The sequence below is a fragment of the Pannonibacter sp. genome (assembly GCF_051860505.1).
Lineage (GTDB): Bacteria > Pseudomonadota > Alphaproteobacteria > Rhizobiales > Stappiaceae > Pannonibacter.
In genome coordinates, this window is the sequence record NZ_JBHYDX010000016.1 from 90,859 (window position 1) to 108,390 (window position 17,532).

The window sequence follows — 17,532 nt, forward strand, 5'->3', positions numbered from 1 at the left end:
GAGATGGCCGGATATGACCGGAGCTGCCCATTCCCGAATTGCCTTGGCCAAATATCTCGCTGCTATGGGAGAGAGCCGATCCGGCTCTCGTTCCGGGGACGCCCTGCGCGACAGGCTGTACCCTTCTGCCGGTGCTTGCCCTGCGGTGCTGCGCAGCGATTCGATGGGGGGCTGGCGGCGGCGCCTGCACAGGCTGACAGTCGTGTGCCTTGTTGCGGTCGCTGCGGGCGGCAGCATCTCGTCCGGGGCCGCGCAGGCCGGACCGTGTGAGGCCACCGGCACAAAACCTGCCGGGAACCGGCCGCAGGGTGAGGGCGGGGCTCCGGTGTGGGAGGAAGCCGCTTTCCGCGTCAGCGAGGTTCTGGCAGACGGCACGCTCGAGCTTGCAGGCGGACGGAAGGTGACGCTTGCCGGCGTCTATCTGGATGCCGCCGCCAGGCAGATCCTGATCGGTCTCGAGCTTCGGCTGCTGGTGCTGGATGCGCCCGACCGTTGGGGCAAGGTGCCTGTTCTGGCGGCTGCCGGACATCTGCTGCAGGTGCATCTTCTGGCTGAAGGGCTGGCGGCGATTTGGCCAGCTTATCAGCCGGCGGGGTGTGCGGAGGCATACGCGCGGGCGGAAGCCCTCGCACGGCAGGCAAAAAAGGGGCTTTGGGGTCGCTCCAACCTGCTGCCCGGCCTGCGCCTCGATGCTCGCGATCCGCAAGCGGTGCTGGCGCGCAACGGTCGGTTTGCAATCGTCGAAGGCCGTGTTGAATCGCTTGGAAAAGCCCGCGATACCCGGTATTTGAATTTCGGAGGTCGATGGGCCACCGACTTTACCGTTACATTCAGCAGCAGCATCGAGGGCCAACTGGCCGCAAAGGGGATGGACCCGATGCGGATGGAGGGTTCAAGAGTGCGCGTGCGGGGCGTTGTCCTTGAAAAGGATGGCCCCCATATCGAAGTGACCGATCCGGCCCAGATCGAATGGGCCAATTGACGAGATGCGACAGGCGGGAAGCAAGTTGCCGGTTGAGATGATGCCCACACCGACGGAACGCCTGGAAACCGGGACTTCGGCGCGCCTGGATCGACGCGACGGCAGGCGGCTGCGCTGGCTATCGCGCGTGGCTGTGCTGGTGTCGTCGATCATCATGCTGGCCGGGTGCCAGATGCTGGGCGGCAAGTCGGCGACGGTCGGCGTCGTCACGCCCGGGACGCTGCGACCGGGCCTGGCCGCAGATATCGGCGAGCGCGAGCATCCACGTGTCGTGGCGACTTATGGCGGTGTCTATGAGGACGCCGGCGCGGAGCGGGCGATCGCCTCGGTTGTCGGGCGGCTGGTTGCCGCATCGGATGACCCAAGTCAGAGCTATCGCATCACCATCCTGAACTCGCCGGCCGTCAACGCCTTCGCGTTGCCCGGTGGCTATCTCTACATCACGCGCGGGCTGCTGGCGCTGGCCAATGACACGTCGGAAGTGGCCGCCGTCCTGGCGCATGAGATGGCGCATGTCACCGCCAACCACGCCATCGAACGGCAGCAGAAGGCCGAGGCAACCGAGCTTGCCAATCGGGTTGTCTCGAATGTGGTGCGTGATCCGGCGCGGGCGCGCGAGGCCGTGCTGTCATCACAATTGTCCTTTGCCCGGTTCTCGCAGGTCCAGGAACTGCAGGCCGATGTGGTTGGCGTGAAAACGCTGGCAGGCGCCGGGTTCGACCCTTTTGCGGCCTCCCGCTTCCTGTCGTCCATGTCGCAGTTTGCAGCGCTGCAGAACGCGCGCAAGGACGGCTCCAGCGCGCCAGACTTCCTGTCATCGCACCCGACGACGCCGGAACGCGTGACGCTGGCGGTGCAGGCGGCGCGGCAGGTCGGAGCGCCCGGCATCGGCGAGCGGGACCGCACCGCCTATCTCGCCAGCATCGATGGCATGCTGTTCGGCGATGATCCGCTTGAAGGTTTCGTGCGCGGGCGCGACTTCCTGCACAAGGCACTGGGCATCGGCTTCTCGGTGCCGGCGGGCTATGTGCTTGAAAATTCGCCTGAGGCGGTTCTGGCCAGCAACGGCGCCGGTACGGCGATGCGGTTCGATGGCGCGGACCTGACGAATTACGATGACCTGCGCAAATACATGACCGCAGGCTGGATCAACGGTCTCCTGCCGGAAAGCGTACGCGAGACGACTATCAACGGGCTGCCGGCAGTGGTCGGATCGGCCATCACACAAGGCTGGTCGTTCCGTATTGCGGTGGTGCGCATCGGCCGCAACGGCTACCGCTTCATCTTTGCCAGCCGGGACCCGAACACCACCTTCAACCGGGAATATGAAGACACGATCCAGAGCTTCCGGCAGTTGACGCCAACCGAGCGGGCCCGGCTGCAGTCGCTGCGCATCAAGGTGGTGAAAAGCCAACCCGGTGACACGCCGCGAACACTGGCAATCGGCATGAACGGGATTGAACCGTCGCGGCGGCTTGAGTTCTTTTCTGTCCTGAACGGCTTTGGGCCAGATGAGGAGCTACCGGCAGGAACCGCCGTCAAGCTGGTGGTCGATTGAAGGCAGACCCAAAAAGCCGGCCCCTGGGGTCCGGCTGAGCTTGATGACAAACCTCGATCTCACCGAAGTTATCCCGGCCAAGCTTAGCGCCGAGCCGGGACCGGAGAGTCAAGGTATCGATATCCCAATGAGTTAGTAACCGAGAGACTTTGGCTCTCCGGTCCCGGATCTCCGCTTCGCTGCGTCCGGGATGACCATTGAAGGTTTATGACCAGCCCGAGCCGGACGCTGGGGTCCGGCTTTTTCTTTTCGACTTGTGAAGCGCCGGCCTCAGGGCATGAAGGCGAGGCGGTCCGGGTGGATCTTCAGCAGGGCTGCCCGCAGCTTTTCCAGCGCCCGGTTCTCGATCTGCCGGACGCGTTCCTTCGAAATACCCATGGTCTGGCCAATCGATTCCAGCGTTGCGCTGTCATCGCGCAGACGACGCTCCTCAAGCACCTTGCGCTCGCGTTCGGTCAGGACGTCCATGGCAGACCGCAACCAGCGACGCTGGCGTTCGCCGTCGATGTTGTCACTCACCAGTTCTTCCGGCAGCGGGGCATCGGAAACCAGGAAATCCTGGCGGTCCGCCGTGCCGCCATCGGCCTCGTTCAGCGGGGCATTGAGGGAGGTGTCGGGACCGGAGAGGCGGGCGGCCATCAGGTCGACGTCGGCAGTCTTCACGCCCAGGGTCTCGGCGATCTGGCGGTGCATCTCGCTGTCCGGGAGGCCCTGCTGCTCGGCGGCGAGCTTGGCTCTCAGGCGCCGCAGGTTGAAGAACAGGGACTTCTGGGTCGAGGATGTGCCTCCGCGCACGATGGACCAGTTGCGCAGGATATAGTCCTGGATCGAGGCGCGGATCCACCAGGTGGCATAGGTGGAGAAACGCACTTCGCGCTCTGGCTCGAAGCGGCTTGCAGCCTCGAGCAGCCCGACATGACCTTCCTGGATGAGATCACTCATGGACAGGCCGAAGGTGCGGAAGCGGGACGCAACCGCGATGACCAGGCGCATGTGCGACAGGGAGAGGCGCTCGAGGGATTTCTGGTCGCCTTGCTCGCGCCACTTCACGGCGAGGGCGTGTTCTTCCTCGCGGGTCAGATAGGGGGCGGACATGGCTGCCTTGACCATGTTCCGGCGGTCGCTCATCGATGTAGACATGATGGCATCGCTCCTCATCGTTGCTGGTCCATCTACGCCGTCTCATCGACTGTAGATCAATCGCGTGCGATGAATCTAGCCTCCAGACCCTCACAATTCCGGCACTGCAGCCGTGGCGGGAGGTCGCAGGGGGGAGCGGACGGAAAAAGGCCCGGCAGGGGTCTGCCGGGCCTTGGATCGATACGAACGGAGCGCTGATCGGTGGATCAGGCGGCTTCTTCCTGATCGCCTTCTGCCTCGTCCTCGACGCCGTCGAGCGGCTTGACGCGGGCCGGGGTCTTGGCGAGGTTCTGCTCGATCTGCTTGACGGCTTCGGTTTCGGAGCACTTGTTCACGGCCGCGATTTCGCGGGCCATGCGGTCAAGGGCAGCTTCATACAGCTGACGCTCGGAATAAGACTGTTCCGGCTGGGTGTCGGAACGGTACAGGTCGCGAACGACTTCCGAAATGGCAAGCAGGTCGCCGGAGTTGATCTTGGCTTCGTACTCCTGCGCGCGGCGGCTCCACATGGTGCGCTTGACGCGCGGGCGGCCACGAACGGTTTCCAGGGCCTTCTTGATGGCCGGGCCATCAGCCAGCTTGCGCATGCCTACGGTCACGATCTTGGCGACGGGAACGCGCAAGGTCATCTTGTCTTTTTCAAAGCTGATCACGAGCAGTTCCAGCGTGTGGCCTGCGACGCTCTGCTCTTCGATGGCCATGATCTGGCCGACACCATGGGCCGGATAGACGATATGTTCACCGGTCTTGAAACCCTGACGCTGCGCGGTCTTTTTAATCATGGTTGCCATACGCCTTGTAACTCCTGCGCAGTTGCCGGCCCGATGGGCCGTATCATGCCGCCTTGGCGGCGGCACGTGTTTGTGTTGAAACGAAAACCGGGCGCGCGAATGCATAAGAGAAGCGCCGCACCAGTCTTTACGTCTATGGATGGTCAGTCATCGGAGACTGCGTGTCCCAGAGGGTCGCTCTTCATCTGGTTATCTGTGGTAGGCGGCAGCGCCTGACACACAATCCAGCATCGGACTGCGACCATAAAAAAACCTCCTGCGGGAGGGTGGGGACCAAAGACTGCGACGACAACTTCAGTAAGCTAGCACAAAAACCATGAAAACCAAAGCATAAAGCGCACCGGCTGTTTGCAGCCGGCGCGCCTCTATGGGTTACGCAAGGGCATTTATGCAAGTTGCCGATTGCTGTTCGGGCTTCTCAGGCGCCGTTCGGGCCCTTGGGCGAGAAGTGGTTTTCCAGTTTGTTCTTGATGCCGTCGAACTCCGGTGCCTCCGGCAAGGCATCTTTCTTTTCCGTGATGTTCGGCCATTTCGCCGCATAGTCGGCGTTCAGCTCGATCCACTTCTCGAGACCTGGTTCGGTATCCGGCAGAATGGCCTCGGCCGGGCACTCCGGCTCGCACACGCCGCAATCGATGCACTCGTCCGGATTGATGACGAGCATGTTCTCGCCCTCGTAGAAGCAATCCACCGGGCAGACTTCGACGCAATCCGTGTACTTGCACTTGATGCAGTTGTCAGTGACGACGTAGGTCATCGCGATCCTCTTGCTGATGGCCGTCCCATGGGACCGGTTCGCCCGCCCGTTGGTCGCAGGCTTTGGCCAAGGCACCGTTTCTGGGCCGCTTGGGTATCTCGTTTGGCTTTTCCTGGCAAGCAAACTAAGGCGATCCGCGGCGCCGGGAAAGAAAAGCTGGTGCGTCTCGTTGCCTCTCCGGGGATCAACTTACTCCGGATCATCCCTTCCGGGCCTCAATCCATCCAAGAAGCCGTCCAAAGGCTCTTCAGTGAAGGCATCCATGCGGCGGCGGTCGCGCTTGGTCGGGCGTCCAGAGCCCGGATCGCGGGCCGCGACCCGCTGAGGTCGTTGATGGTCGGCCTCGACCGGTGGCGGCGGGGTCAGATCCTTGTAGAGAAGCGCTGCTTCCGGGGCTGGTCCGCGCCGGGTGCCGAGCCCCAGAACCTCAAGCACCACGACACGGCGCTCGAGGGTGATCGTCAGCACATCCCCCAGCCGGATCGCCTTGCTGGCGCTGTCGATCTTGTCGCGGTTGACCCGGACATGACCTCCGGAGGCCAGCTTCTGCGCCAGCGTGCGCGACTTCGTGACCCTGGCGAACCAGAGCCACTTGTCGATGCGCTGTGAGGGCTGCGGGCCTGCCGAAGATGTCTGGCTCAGGACTTGCCTTTTTCCATGCTGGCCTTCAGCGCGAGCAGCGCGGCGAAGGGCGAGTTCGGATCAATCGGCTTTTCGGCGCGCGGCGCGCGGTTGGCCTGGTTGCCCTGGTCACGGTTGCCCTGGTCGCGATTGCCGTGGCCTTGCGGCTTGCCACCGCCCTTGCGGTCGTCGCGGCGCGGGCCACCACGGCGGTCATCGCCACGCGGCGCACCGTCAGGACGGTTGGCATCGTTGCGACGGCCTTCTGGGCGACCGCCTTCACGTGCACCTTCCGGCCCGCCTTCACGCTTGCCCTGATAGGGACGACGGTCGCCACGGCCCTGGCCACGGCCTTCGCCCCTTGCCTCGCCCTGGCCTTCGCCTTGCGTCTGACCCTGACCTTGGCCCTGGCCTTGCCCCTGGCGGCGGTTGCGGTCGCCGCCGCGACGGGCGTCGCCTTCGGGCCGGCCACGCCGTTCGCCGCGACCGGGGCGCCAGATGTCGATGGTGATCGTTTCCAGCTCAGCCGCCTCGGCCGGCGCCGGACTGTCTGTTGCCGGCACGGCCCCTGCGGCTTCGGCCTCGGCGGTGATGTTTGCGTCGGCGTCTGCAGTTACCGGGGCAGAAGTATTTGCCTCGGATGCTGCGGTATCAGCCATGGCTTCGGTTGCCTCCTCAGGGGCAGCCTCTGCAGCGGTGTCGGCGGTCGCCTCGGATACTTGTTCAGGGGCCTGCGCAGGCATCGTTGCGCTGGTGGTCTCTGTGGTCTTGGCTCTCGCCGTTGCCGGACGCTGGATCTCGCGCTTCTCGGCGCGGTAGCCGAGCGACTTCAGGATCTCGGCAAAGTCCTCGCCCGCGCAACCCAGCAGCGATGTCATGGCCACAGTAACGGTGAAAGCACCGCCCTGGGCGATGGCACCATCCGGCGGCATGACAGTCGGATCAAGCGGCTTCCAGGCGATCAGCGGGCGGATGAGATCGGCAAGGCGCTCCAGAATGTCGACGCGCACGGCGCGCGGGCCACAGACGCGGAAGCCGACGACCTTGTACAGCGTCTTGTCGATCTGCGGATCGACCATGATCGAGGTGCGGCCAGATGCAGACAATTGCGGCAGTTCGGCAAGACCCGGCATGTCCGGCGTGCCATGCTTCAACGCCCAGAGCTGGGCCAGCAACTGGCTCGGTGCCGGCTTCAGCAGCGCGGGCACATAGATGTTGTAGGCGCCGAAGCGCACGCCCAGCTTGCGCATGGACGCGCGCATGTCCTGGTCGAGCTGGCGGATTTCGTTGGCGGCGTCCTGACGCTCGAGAATGCCGAGGCTTTCATAGATGCGGAAGGCGATGCCACGGGCAAGGCCTTCAAGGCCTTCAGCATCCTTCAGATCGGTCAGCGGCTTCAGCAGCGTGCCGATATGGGCCCTGAGCCAGAGATTGACCCGCTCCTGCACCTTGTCACGGGCCGGGCCCGTCAGATGCTCGTCAGCGAGCAGGACGAAACCGGGGGCAAGAGCATCCTCGCCTGCGGTGAGCTTGGCGACCGGCTCACCCTGCCAGCGAATGGTGCCTTCGCTCGACAGGACAAAATCCTCGTTTGGAGCGCGCGACAAGCGATCTGCGCGCGCCTCGATTTCGCTCGCAAGCGCCTTCTGGGCAGCGGCGCGGACGGCTTTGCCCTCCGGGCTGTCCGCAACCGCATCGGGTGCGAAGCGGAAGCCCTGCAGGCGGCCAATATGCTGGCCCTCCACAAGCACGTCTCCACTCGGCGTGATTTCCGCTTCCAGCATGGCGTTCTCTCTCAAACGTCTCATCAATACGCTTGTCCGCCTGTCAACGAAACGCTGGGTCAAGCGTTCGTGCAAGGCGTCCGACAGTCTGTCTTCTATGCCGCGGGTGACACCCTGCCAGTGGGCAGGGTCCTTCAACCAGTCGACACGGTTGGCAACGAATGTCCAGGTGCGGATATGCGCAATCCGGTTCGCCAAAGTGTCGATATCACCATCCACCCTGTCTGCGAAAGCCACTTGACGCTGAAACCAGTCATCGTCGACGTGGCCGTTGCGCACGAGCAACGTGTACAGCTGCGTCAAGAGGTCCGCGTGGTTGGCCGGGGCGATCTTGCGATAGTCCGGAACCTGGCATACGTCCCACAGAAGTTCAACGCGCCCCTGGCTACGCGCCATGTCGCGGATGTCGGTATCGCGGGCAGCGTGTTCAAGGGCTAGAATGTCATCACCGACCGGTGCACGGGTGAGGCCTTCCTCACGCGGCGGCTGGTCGAGGCTTTCGCGCAAGGTGACCAGCGTGGAGAAGTCCAGCTGGCTGTTGCGCCATTGCAGCACTTTCAGCGAATCGAAGCGATGGCTTTCGATGGCCTCGACCAGATCGTCGTCGAGCGGATCGACGCGGCCAGTGACGCCAAACGTGCCGTCGCGCATGTGACGTCCGGCGCGACCGGCGATCTGGGCCATCTCCGACGGGCTGAGGGCTCGATATTGGTAGCCGTCATATTTGCGGTTGCCGGCAAAGGCGATGTGATCGACATCCAGGTTGAGGCCCATGCCAATGGCGTCCGTCGCTACCAGATAGTCGACATCGCCATTCTGGAACAGTTCGACCTGGGCATTGCGCGTGCGCGGGCTGAGCGATCCGAGGACCACGGCCGCGCCGCCGCGCTGACGCCGCACAAGTTCCGCGATGGCGTAGACTTCCGAGGCGGAAAAGGCGACTGCGGCTGACCGGGGAGGCAGGCGGGTGATCTTTTTCGAGCCGGCGTAGCTCAGCACCGACATGCGCGGCCGGGTGACAACGTTCAGGCCCGGAATCAGCTTTTCCAGCAGCGGGCGCACGGTTGCAGCACCAAGCAGCAGCGTCTCGGAGCGTCCTCGCAGGTTGAGGATGCGGTTGGTGAAGACATGGCCGCGATCCAGATCGGCGGCGAGTTGCACCTCATCGATGGCGACAAATTCGGTGTTGAGGTCGAGCGGCATTGCCTCGACCGTCGAGACCCAGAAGCGGGGTGCCTTCGGGATGATCTTTTCCTCGCCCGTGATCAGGGCGACGGCTGCCTCGCCCGCGCGGGACACAAGCCGGGTGTAGACCTCGCGCGCAAGCAGGCGCAGCGGCAGGCCGATCAGGCCAGAGGGCTGGGCCAGCATCCTTTCGATGGCCAGATGCGTCTTGCCCGTGTTGGTCGGGCCAAGCACCGCAGTCACGGTTCGGGACCGGGCGGCCGGCGGCAACGGCAAGGTCTTGATCGAAGGCATTGCGGGGGGTGCTTTGTTCCGGCCTTGCAGGTTGCGGCCTTGCAGTGGAGGGGCCGGCCCGTCCCGTCCCGGGGGACGCGGGCCAGTCCGCAGAAGGAGGCTTCCCCGCAGCGGAACTGCCAGGCAGGGGGCCGGATCGAGGGTGTCTAGCACAGGCCTTGCGGCTCTGTCCCCCTTTCATTTCGGGCGTGGCGGACGGGGGTGTTCCGGTACACGTGGAACGAGTCTGGAACAAAGGGCGCCCGAATCGCTGACATCGTCTGATTCAGGATTTGTTCCCTACGACATGTAGATAACGGGCGCATGTCTGATACGAAATCGTGAATCTGCTCAAGGATTTGGCGTGTTTTCAGCGCCTGCCGGCGACTCGGGTCAAAAAGACGTCAAGTGTCAAGATCGGGTTAATCTGCCAGATGATTTTACAACCCGTGTCTGCAACCTGTGGGGCTATTGGTGAACACAGCACGGACGAATCGCTGACCTGGCGTTGTTCCGGACTTGTTCTGTCTGGATCTGGTGTCCCTTGCTGGTGCGGCTACCAGATGAGCGCAGCGTATCCGGCTCAGTTGCTGATGTAACCAAACGACACGCCAAAAATATTAAGGGAACTGTCCCATTTCAGGGCGCAGAGGCGTGTGAGGAGATCATCGACCGGAAGGTCAGTGATACTGGCCCTTTCCTTGCACATCATCCCTTTGTATGAGTTGTCGCCATCAATCCAAGGGAGGGTACGGGCTTGAGCATCCGCAAGATACTTGTCGCCAACCGGTCAGAAATCGCAATTCGTGTATTCCGTGCGGCCAATGAGCTTGGCCTGAAAACCGTGGCCATCTTTGCGGAGCAGGATAAACTCGCCCTGCACAGATTTAAGGCAGACGAAGCCTATCAAGTAGGCAAAGGCCTCGGGCCCATCGAGGCATACCTGTCGATCGACGAAATTATCCGCGTTGCCAAGCTGTCCGGCGCCGATGCGATCCATCCCGGCTACGGCTTCCTGTCGGAAAGCCCGGAATTTGCCGAGGCCTGTGCCCAGAATGGCATCATCTTCATCGGCCCGAAGCCGGACACCATGCGCCGGCTCGGCAACAAGGTGGCCGCGCGCAACCTCGCCATCGAGGCTGGCGTGCCGGTGATGCCGGCGACCGATCCGCTGCCGGACGATATCGAAGAGATCAAGAAGCTTGCTGCCGGCATCGGCTATCCGGTGATGCTGAAGGCATCCTGGGGCGGCGGTGGTCGTGGCATGCGCGTCATCCGCGACGAGGCGACACTGGTGCGCGATGTCGTCGCCGCCAAGCGCGAGGCCAAGGCGGCCTTCGGCAAGGACGAAATCTATCTGGAAAAGCTGGTCCAGCGTGCCCGCCACGTCGAGGTGCAGATCCTGGGCGACAGCCACGGCAACCTCGTGCACCTGTTCGAGCGCGACTGCTCGATCCAGCGGCGGCACCAGAAAGTGGTCGAGCGCGCGCCGGCGCCTTATCTCGCCGAAGACCGTCGCAAGGAACTGTGCGACTACGGCCTGAAGATCGGTCGCGCGGTGGACTATTGCGGTGCGGGCACGGTCGAATTCCTGATGGATGCCGACACGGGCGCGATCTATTTCATCGAAGTGAACCCGCGCGTGCAGGTCGAGCACACGGTGACCGAACAGGTCACCGGCATCGATATCGTCAAGGCACAGATCCGCATTGCCGGGGGCGCCGTCATCGGCACCGAGGCCAGCGGGGTGCCGGTGCAGGCAGATGTGCGCCTCAATGGCCATGCCCTGCAGTGCCGCATCACCACCGAAGATCCGGAACAGAATTTCATCCCGGATTATGGCCGCATCACCGCCTATCGCGGTGCGACCGGCTTTGGCATCCGCCTGGACGGTGGCACCGCCTATTCCGGCGCGGTGATCACCCGCTTCTATGATCCGCTGCTGGAAAAGGTCACCGCCTGGGCGCCGAGTGCCGAGGAAGCCTGCCTGCGTATGGACCGCGCCTTGCGCGAGTTCCGTATCCGCGGCGTTGCCACCAACCTGGTGTTCCTGGAGAACATCATTGGTCACCCGGCCTTCCGCGCCAATGACTACACCACGCGCTTCATCGACGACACGCCGGAGCTATTTGCCCAGGTGAAGCGGCAGGACCGCGCCACCAAGCTCCTGACCTACATCGCCGATGTGTCGGTGAACGGCCATCCTGAGACCCGCGGCCGGCCGCGTCCGGGCAAGGATGTTGCCGATCCGGTGGTGCCGGACTTCGGCAGCGTCAAGCCTGAGGGCACTCGGCAGCTTCTTGAACAGCTGGGCCCGAAGGGCTTTGCCGCCTGGATGAAGGCGCAGCCGCAAGTGCTGGTGACGGACACGACCATGCGTGACGGCCATCAGTCGCTGCTGGCCACCCGCATGCGCACCCACGACATCGTCGCCATCACGGATGCCTATGCCACCGGCCTGCCGCAGCTGTTCTCGCTGGAGTGCTGGGGCGGAGCGACCTTTGACGTGGCCATGCGCTTCCTGACGGAAGATCCATGGGAGCGTCTGCGCCTCATCCGCCAGAAGGCGCCGAACATCCTGCTGCAGATGCTGCTGCGCGGCTCCAATGGCGTGGGCTACACCAATTATCCCGACAACGTGGTGCGCTTCTTCGTGCATCAGGCGGCCAGCGCCGGTGTCGATGTATTCCGTGTGTTCGACTGCCTGAACTGGGTGGAGAACATGCGTGTTTCCATCGACGCGGTGCTGGAGACCGACAAGCTCTGCGAAGGTGCGCTGTGCTACACCGGCGACCTGCTGGACAGCGCCCGGCCGAAGTATGACCTGAAGTACTACGTCAATCTGGCGAAGGACCTCGAGAAAGCCGGCGCGCATATCCTCGGCGTGAAGGACATGGCGGGCCTCCTGAAGCCGGCCGCTGCACGGGTGCTGTTCAAGGCGCTGAAGGAAGAGGTTGGCCTGCCGATCCACTTCCACACCCACGACACCTCGGGCATCGCGGCGGCCACCGTTCTGGCGGCGGTCGAGGCCGGCGTCGATGCGGTGGACGGGGCGATGGATGCCTTCTCCGGCAACACGTCGCAGCCGTGCCTCGGCTCCATCGTCGAGGCGCTGAAGGGTTCGGACCGCGATCCCGGCCTGTCGGCCGAGGCGATCCGGCGGATCTCGTTCTACTGGGAGGCCGTGCGCAACCAGTATGCGGCCTTCGAGAGCGACCTGAAGGGCCCGGCCTCGGAAGTCTACCTGCATGAAATGCCCGGCGGACAGTTCACCAACCTGAAGGAGCAGGCCCGCTCGCTCGGCCTCGAGACCCGCTGGCACGAGGTGGCGCAGGCCTATGCGGACGCCAACATGATGTTCGGTGACATCGTCAAGGTGACGCCGTCTTCCAAGGTGGTCGGCGACATGGCGCTGATGATGGTCAGCCAGGGCTTGACCGTTGCCGATGTCGAAAACCCGGACAAGGACGTGGCTTTCCCGGATTCCGTGGTGCAGATGCTGCGCGGCGATCTTGGTCAGCCGCCCGCCGGCTGGCCGCAGGCGCTGCAGGCCAAGGTACTGAAGGGCGATGCCCCGATCACCGCGCGGCCGGGCTCGCTGCTCAAGACGGAAGATCTGGAAGCGCGGCGCAAGGAAGCGGTCGAGAAGACTGGCATCGAAATCGATGACCATGCGCTGGCGTCCTACCTCATGTATCCGAAGGTCTTCACCGACTTCGCCAAGGCGCAGAGCCAGTACGGCCCGACCTCGGTGCTGCCGACGCCGGCCTATTTCTACGGGCTGGAAGCTGGCGACGAGCTGTTTATCGAGCTGGAGCCGGGCAAGACCCTTGTGGTCCGCTGCCAGGCGTTTGGTGAGACCGACGAGCAGGGCGAGAAGAAGGTGTTCTTCGAGCTGAACGGCCAGCCGCGCATCGTCAAGGTGCCGGATCGTGCCCATGGTGCCGCTGGCGCCGCGCTGCGCCGCAAGGCGGAGGCCGGCAACGAGGCGCATGTGGGCGCGCCGATGCCGGGCGTCGTGTCGACCGTTGCCATTGCCGCTGGTCAGGCCGTCAAGGCCGGCGACGTGCTGCTGTCGATCGAGGCCATGAAGATGGAAACCGCCCTGCATGCAGAGCGCGATGGCACCATTTCGGAAGTGCTGGTGACGCCGGGCAGCCAGATCGACGCCAAGGACCTGCTGGTGGTGTTCAAGGCGTGATTCTGGTCTGACCGGACCGATACGGGAGGGGAGGCCGGTGGTCTCCCCTTTTTGTTGGCTCTGCCGCAGGTTCGCAGCCTTGGTGTTGTCACCCCGGGTCTGCGCTGCGCTTCGCCCGGGGTGACAGGGCCCGGGGTGACAGGGGAAGAACCGACACGCCTGAATCAGATGGCCCGATGGCACGGAGACTGCTACAGCTTCAGCGGTCATCCCCGCCTTGTGCGGGGATCTTTTTGGCTACTCCCGGGCTTTCTCGACGTTCTGCTGCTGGTTCGATGCTGTGTGGATCCCCGCACAAGGCGGGGATGACCGCTGCATTTGGGGTCGGGCCGGATCGACAGGTTCAGTCAGCAAGGTCGTGACTGGGTGGAACCGCATTTTGAACATTGCCTTGTCCCAGCGGTGCCGGGACCAAGCGGCTTGAGGCGTCATCGATGGAATTCTCCTACGAAATTCTCGTTATCCTGTTTGCCGTCGCGCTGCTGGCCGGGTGGGTGGATGCGATTGCCGGGGGCGGGGGGCTCCTGACCATTCCGGCCCTTTTGCTGGTTGGTGTGCCGCCGGCCACGGCGCTGGCGACCAACAAGCTGCAGGGCAGTTTTGGATCGCTGACGGCGGCGGTGTATTTCATCCGGCGCAAGATGGTGTCGGTGCGCGGCAATCTTGCCGCCATTGCCGCGATTGCCATCGGCTCGATGTTCGGTGGCTTCGTGCTGCAGCAGATCAATGCGGACATTCTGGTGCTGTTCATTCCGCTGCTGCTGGTCTCGATCGGTTTTTATTTTCTGTTCTTTGCCCGCAACCTCGATGAGGAGCGAGAGCCCCGGATCGGAGAGGGTCGCTATGCCGCAACCGTCGCGCCGGCGCTGGGGTTCTATGACGGGTTCTTCGGGCCGGGCACGGGATCGTTCATGGCGACGTCGCTCGTGATCCTGCGCGGCATGCCGATCCGCATTGCCACCGCCCATGCCAAGCTGTTCAACGTCACCAGCAATCTGGCGGCGCTCGCCTATTTTGTGCTGTTCGGGAACATTGCCTGGATCGCCGGCGGCGTGATGATCCTCGGCCAGATCGGCGGGGCCTATCTCGGCGCGCATTTTGCCTTCAAGGGCGGCGCGAAGATCATCCGGCCGATCACCGTGATCATGTGCTTTGCCATGAGCATCCGCGTGCTGGTCCGGATGTGGCCAGCCTGAGGGCTTGCCTGAAAGACGGGCTGGTCAGGCCTTGTCCGCCCGGCCGATCCACAGATCCAGAAAATCGTCCAGCCATTTGCGGACGGCGCCATCGAAGACGAAGCGGCCTGCAAAGTGGTCGTGCCGACCCTGCGCGCCGGGCTGCGCCATGCGCGGGGCGCCCTTCGTGGTCCAGCGCACCATCATGGCATGGGTCAATTCGGGATGAAACTGGATGCCATAGGCTCGTGGGCTGACGCGGATGGCCTGGTTAGGATAGGTGTCGCCCGTTGCCAGGAGATCGGCCCCGCGCGGCAGGTCAAAGCCCTCGCTGTGCCACTGATAGACCTTGCCGGGCCAGGACATCAGCGACTTGCCAGCCGTGGTCGGGTGCAGCGGGTAGTAGCCGATCTCGACTTCCTCGCGGGGATGGGCGGCAACCCTGCCGCCGAGATGCCGGACCATCATCTGTGCGCCGAGACAGATGCCGAGAAACGGCTTCTGCTCCTTCAGCGGAACGCCGATCCAGTCGATTTCCCGGCTGATGTAGGCGTCCGGGTCGTTGGCGCTCATCGGGCCGCCGAACACAACGGCACCTGCATGGTGTCGCATGTCACCGGGCAATGGGTCGCCGAAGCGAGGGCGGCGGATGTCGAGGCTGAACCCACGCCGGACGAGTTCCTGGCCGACGCGTCCCGGTGTCGACGTTTCCTGATGCAGGACGATCAATATGCGCTTGTCTGTCATCTTTGATCGCTGGAATGCCTTGCCATGCTGCTGTGACGGGCCCGCCAGGTGACCTTGGCGGGCGTTCAGGCAGATGCGCCGCCCGAGCCGTCTTCATGATCCTGCTCGCGCGCAACCTTCTGGCGCAGCGCGATGCGATCTCGAGAGGAAACGCCCAACAATTCCGCCACCCGCCAAACGGTGTTGTCTTCGAACTCGTGGACATGGCCGTCGGCGTAGGCGATCTGCCACATCATCTCGATGATGGCATGGCGCTCGGCTTCATCCGTCTTGCGTTTCAGAACGGAGGTGAAGCCGTAAAGATCAACCGCCTCGTTGTCCCGGTCTGTGCCCAGGCGGATCAACTCGGCTGTTTCCTCGTCACTCAGCTTGTAATGCTGCTGCAGGATATCGGTCAGCTTGGTCTTTTCCGCCGGGTCCATGTCCCCGTCCACGCTGATGACATGGATCAGCAGGGCAGCTGCTGCCAGGCGCTGGTCGTCGTCGGCGAAGGTAAGCCCTTCGCTTTCTCCGAAAGTGACTTCCTTGATGAAGCGCTTGAGCGATGAGAGCATTCGGTCCGTCCGTCCTCGAAAGCCAATCAGTCAGTTGCCGACACTCCGGCGTCCGGCCTTCTGCAGAGCAGCATAAGGCATATTCCTTACAGAGCGCTTCCCATGTGGCTCTTTGACGGCAGTTTGCAAATGACTTGCGGCACTTAGGTCACAGTTACGCTGAATTGAATCGACTGGAATTGTTCTAAACTATTGATTTCATATTCCTATTAACTTGACATTTGGCCTCAGCAATTGTTTGGATCCGCCACAACCTTTTGAGCGTTTGCTGTCGGCCGGATCCGTCTCGGCGAGGCAACAAGCCGTGCTTCGCCTATCAGTTGGAGACAAACCCATGACTTTTCCGCTTCGCCTTGCCCTGTTTGCGGCCACCGCATTTTGCGTTCTTCCGGCTTCTGCCAAGGATGTGGCTCCTGCCGACGTGCTGACGACCTATCAGGATGTTGCCGCTGCCGCCTATGCGGATTCGCTGGCCGGTGCCAAGGCGCTGAAGGCGGCGGTTGATGCCCTGGTCGCCAAGCCGTCGGACGAGACGCTGGCAGCGGCCCGCAAGGCCTGGATCGCCGCGCGCAACCCGTACCAGCAGACGGAAGCCTACCGGTTCGGCAATGCCATCGTTGATGACTGGGAAGGCAAGGTGAATGCCTGGCCGCTGGATGAAGGCCTGATCGACTATGTCGATACCGCGTCCTATGGCGACAGTTCGGAAGAGAACGCCTTCTTTCTTGCCAATGTGATTGCGAACCCGGTCCTGAAGGTTGGTGGTGTCGAGATCGACGCCACGGAGATCACGCCAGCGCTGCTGGCTGAGAAGCTGCAGGAGGCCGGCGAGGTCGAGGCGAATGTGGCCACCGGCTATCACGCCATCGAGTTCCTGCTCTGGGGCCAGGACCTGAACGGCACCAAGGCTGGTGCCGGCAATCGCCCGGCGACGGACTTCGATGTTGCCAAATGCACGGGCGGCAATTGTGAGCGCCGCATCGCCTATCTGAAGGCGGCGACGGATCTGCTGATTTCCGATCTTGAGGACATGGCCAAGGCCTGGGCTCCGGGTGGCGCGGCGCGTGAAGAGCTGAAAGCCAAGGGTGAGGCCGGCGGTCTGGCGACGATCCTGACCGGCATGGGATCGCTGTCCTATGGCGAACTGGCCGGTGAACGCATGAAACTCGGCCTGATGCTGAACGACCCGGAAGAGGAGCATGACTGCTTCTCCGACAACACCCACATGTCGCATTACAACGACGTCGTCGGCATCCGGAACGTCTATTTCGGAACCTATGGCGGCAAGGTCGTCGGGACTTCGCTGGCGGACATGGTGAATGCCAAGGACCCGAAGCTGGCCGAGGAAATGCAGGCCAAGCTGGACAAGACGCTGGCTGCCTTCGAAGCCTTGAAGACCCGCGCCGAAACCGTCGAGGCCTATGACCAGATGATCGGCGAAGGCAACAAGGACGGCAATGCCGTGGTCCAGGCGGCCATCGATGCACTGGTTGACCAGACAAAGTCGATTGAACGGGTGGTTGCGACACTTGGCCTCGAGAGCATTGCCTTCGAAGGCTCCGACAGCCTCGACAATCCGACGGCCGTGTTCCAGTAAGTCACTGTGAAAATTCCGGGCGGCGGACGGCCGCCCGGGATGTTGCCGGTGGTGAGAGGGATCCCGGCTGGCCACGGATGCGACCAGGGTGGTCCTGAAAATGACATATGATGTTCTGGGTGGGCTTGCCGCGCGACTTTCGTTGGGGCGGGTGAACGGCGGCAGTT

At 63.2% G+C, this 17,532-nt stretch carries 12 protein-coding genes; 5 read left to right on the forward strand and 7 right to left on the reverse strand.

The window, feature by feature from the left end; genetic code table 11:
• Positions 1–13 precede the first annotated feature (13 nt).
• Complete coding sequence (locus tag ACTIFE_RS12820) at positions 14–982, forward strand: thermonuclease family protein (protein ID WP_439529543.1); 969 nt, start codon at positions 14–16, stop codon at positions 980–982.
• A gap of 154 nt (positions 983–1,136) precedes the next feature.
• The gene (locus ACTIFE_RS12825) at positions 1,137–2,540 is read left to right on the forward strand and encodes a M48 family metalloprotease (protein WP_439529571.1); all 1,404 of its coding nucleotides are present in this window, start codon (positions 1,137–1,139) and stop codon (positions 2,538–2,540) included.
• Between the two features lie 270 nt (positions 2,541–2,810).
• Here ACTIFE_RS12825 and ACTIFE_RS12830 read toward each other — a convergent pair whose 3' ends face one another.
• The 5 genes from ACTIFE_RS12830 to ACTIFE_RS12850 all read right to left on the reverse strand — a co-directional run bounded on the left by ACTIFE_RS12830 (position 2,811) and on the right by ACTIFE_RS12850 (position 9,112).
• On the reverse strand, positions 2,811–3,680 hold the full coding sequence (locus ACTIFE_RS12830; protein WP_439529544.1) for an RNA polymerase factor sigma-32: 870 nt from the start codon (positions 3,678–3,680) through the stop codon (positions 2,811–2,813).
• Positions 3,681–3,886: 206 nt separating this feature from the next.
• Positions 3,887–4,471: a CarD family transcriptional regulator gene (locus ACTIFE_RS12835; RefSeq protein ID WP_439529545.1), complete on the reverse strand. Its 585-nt coding sequence runs from the start codon at positions 4,469–4,471 to the stop codon at positions 3,887–3,889.
• A 418-nt stretch (positions 4,472–4,889) separates the two neighbouring features.
• Complete coding sequence (gene fdxA / locus ACTIFE_RS12840) at positions 4,890–5,228, reverse strand: ferredoxin FdxA (protein WP_439529546.1); 339 nt, start codon at positions 5,226–5,228, stop codon at positions 4,890–4,892.
• Between the two features lie 189 nt (positions 5,229–5,417).
• On the reverse strand, positions 5,418–5,828 hold the full coding sequence (locus tag ACTIFE_RS12845) for an RNA-binding S4 domain-containing protein (RefSeq protein ID WP_439529572.1): 411 nt from the start codon (positions 5,826–5,828) through the stop codon (positions 5,418–5,420).
• A gap of 38 nt (positions 5,829–5,866) precedes the next feature.
• Entirely contained in the window at positions 5,867–9,112 is a 3,246-nt protein-coding gene (locus tag ACTIFE_RS12850) for a helicase-related protein (RefSeq protein WP_439529547.1), read from the reverse strand.
• A gap of 736 nt (positions 9,113–9,848) precedes the next feature.
• Here ACTIFE_RS12850 and pyc point away from each other — a divergent pair.
• On the forward strand, positions 9,849–13,292 hold the full coding sequence (pyc, locus tag ACTIFE_RS12855; protein WP_439529548.1) for a pyruvate carboxylase: 3,444 nt from the start codon (positions 9,849–9,851) through the stop codon (positions 13,290–13,292).
• A gap of 434 nt (positions 13,293–13,726) precedes the next feature.
• Positions 13,727–14,488, forward strand: coding sequence for a TSUP family transporter (locus tag ACTIFE_RS12860; RefSeq protein WP_439529549.1), 762 nt, complete (start codon positions 13,727–13,729; stop codon positions 14,486–14,488).
• 24 nt (positions 14,489–14,512) lie between these two features.
• Here the strand turns inward: ACTIFE_RS12860 and ACTIFE_RS12865 are convergent, their stop codons facing one another.
• Together ACTIFE_RS12865 and ACTIFE_RS12870 are read right to left on the reverse strand one after the other, a co-directional pair.
• Positions 14,513–15,214, reverse strand: coding sequence for a glutamine amidotransferase (locus tag ACTIFE_RS12865; protein WP_439529550.1), 702 nt, complete (start codon positions 15,212–15,214; stop codon positions 14,513–14,515).
• 65 nt (positions 15,215–15,279) lie between these two features.
• Complete coding sequence (locus tag ACTIFE_RS12870; protein ID WP_439529551.1) at positions 15,280–15,768, reverse strand: TerB family tellurite resistance protein; 489 nt, start codon at positions 15,766–15,768, stop codon at positions 15,280–15,282.
• A 334-nt stretch (positions 15,769–16,102) separates the two neighbouring features.
• On the opposite strand from ACTIFE_RS12870, the gene ACTIFE_RS12875 reads away from it, so the two are divergent.
• Positions 16,103–17,365: an imelysin family protein gene (locus tag ACTIFE_RS12875; RefSeq protein ID WP_439529552.1), complete on the forward strand. Its 1,263-nt coding sequence runs from the start codon at positions 16,103–16,105 to the stop codon at positions 17,363–17,365.
• The last annotated feature ends 167 nt before the right edge of the window (positions 17,366–17,532 follow it).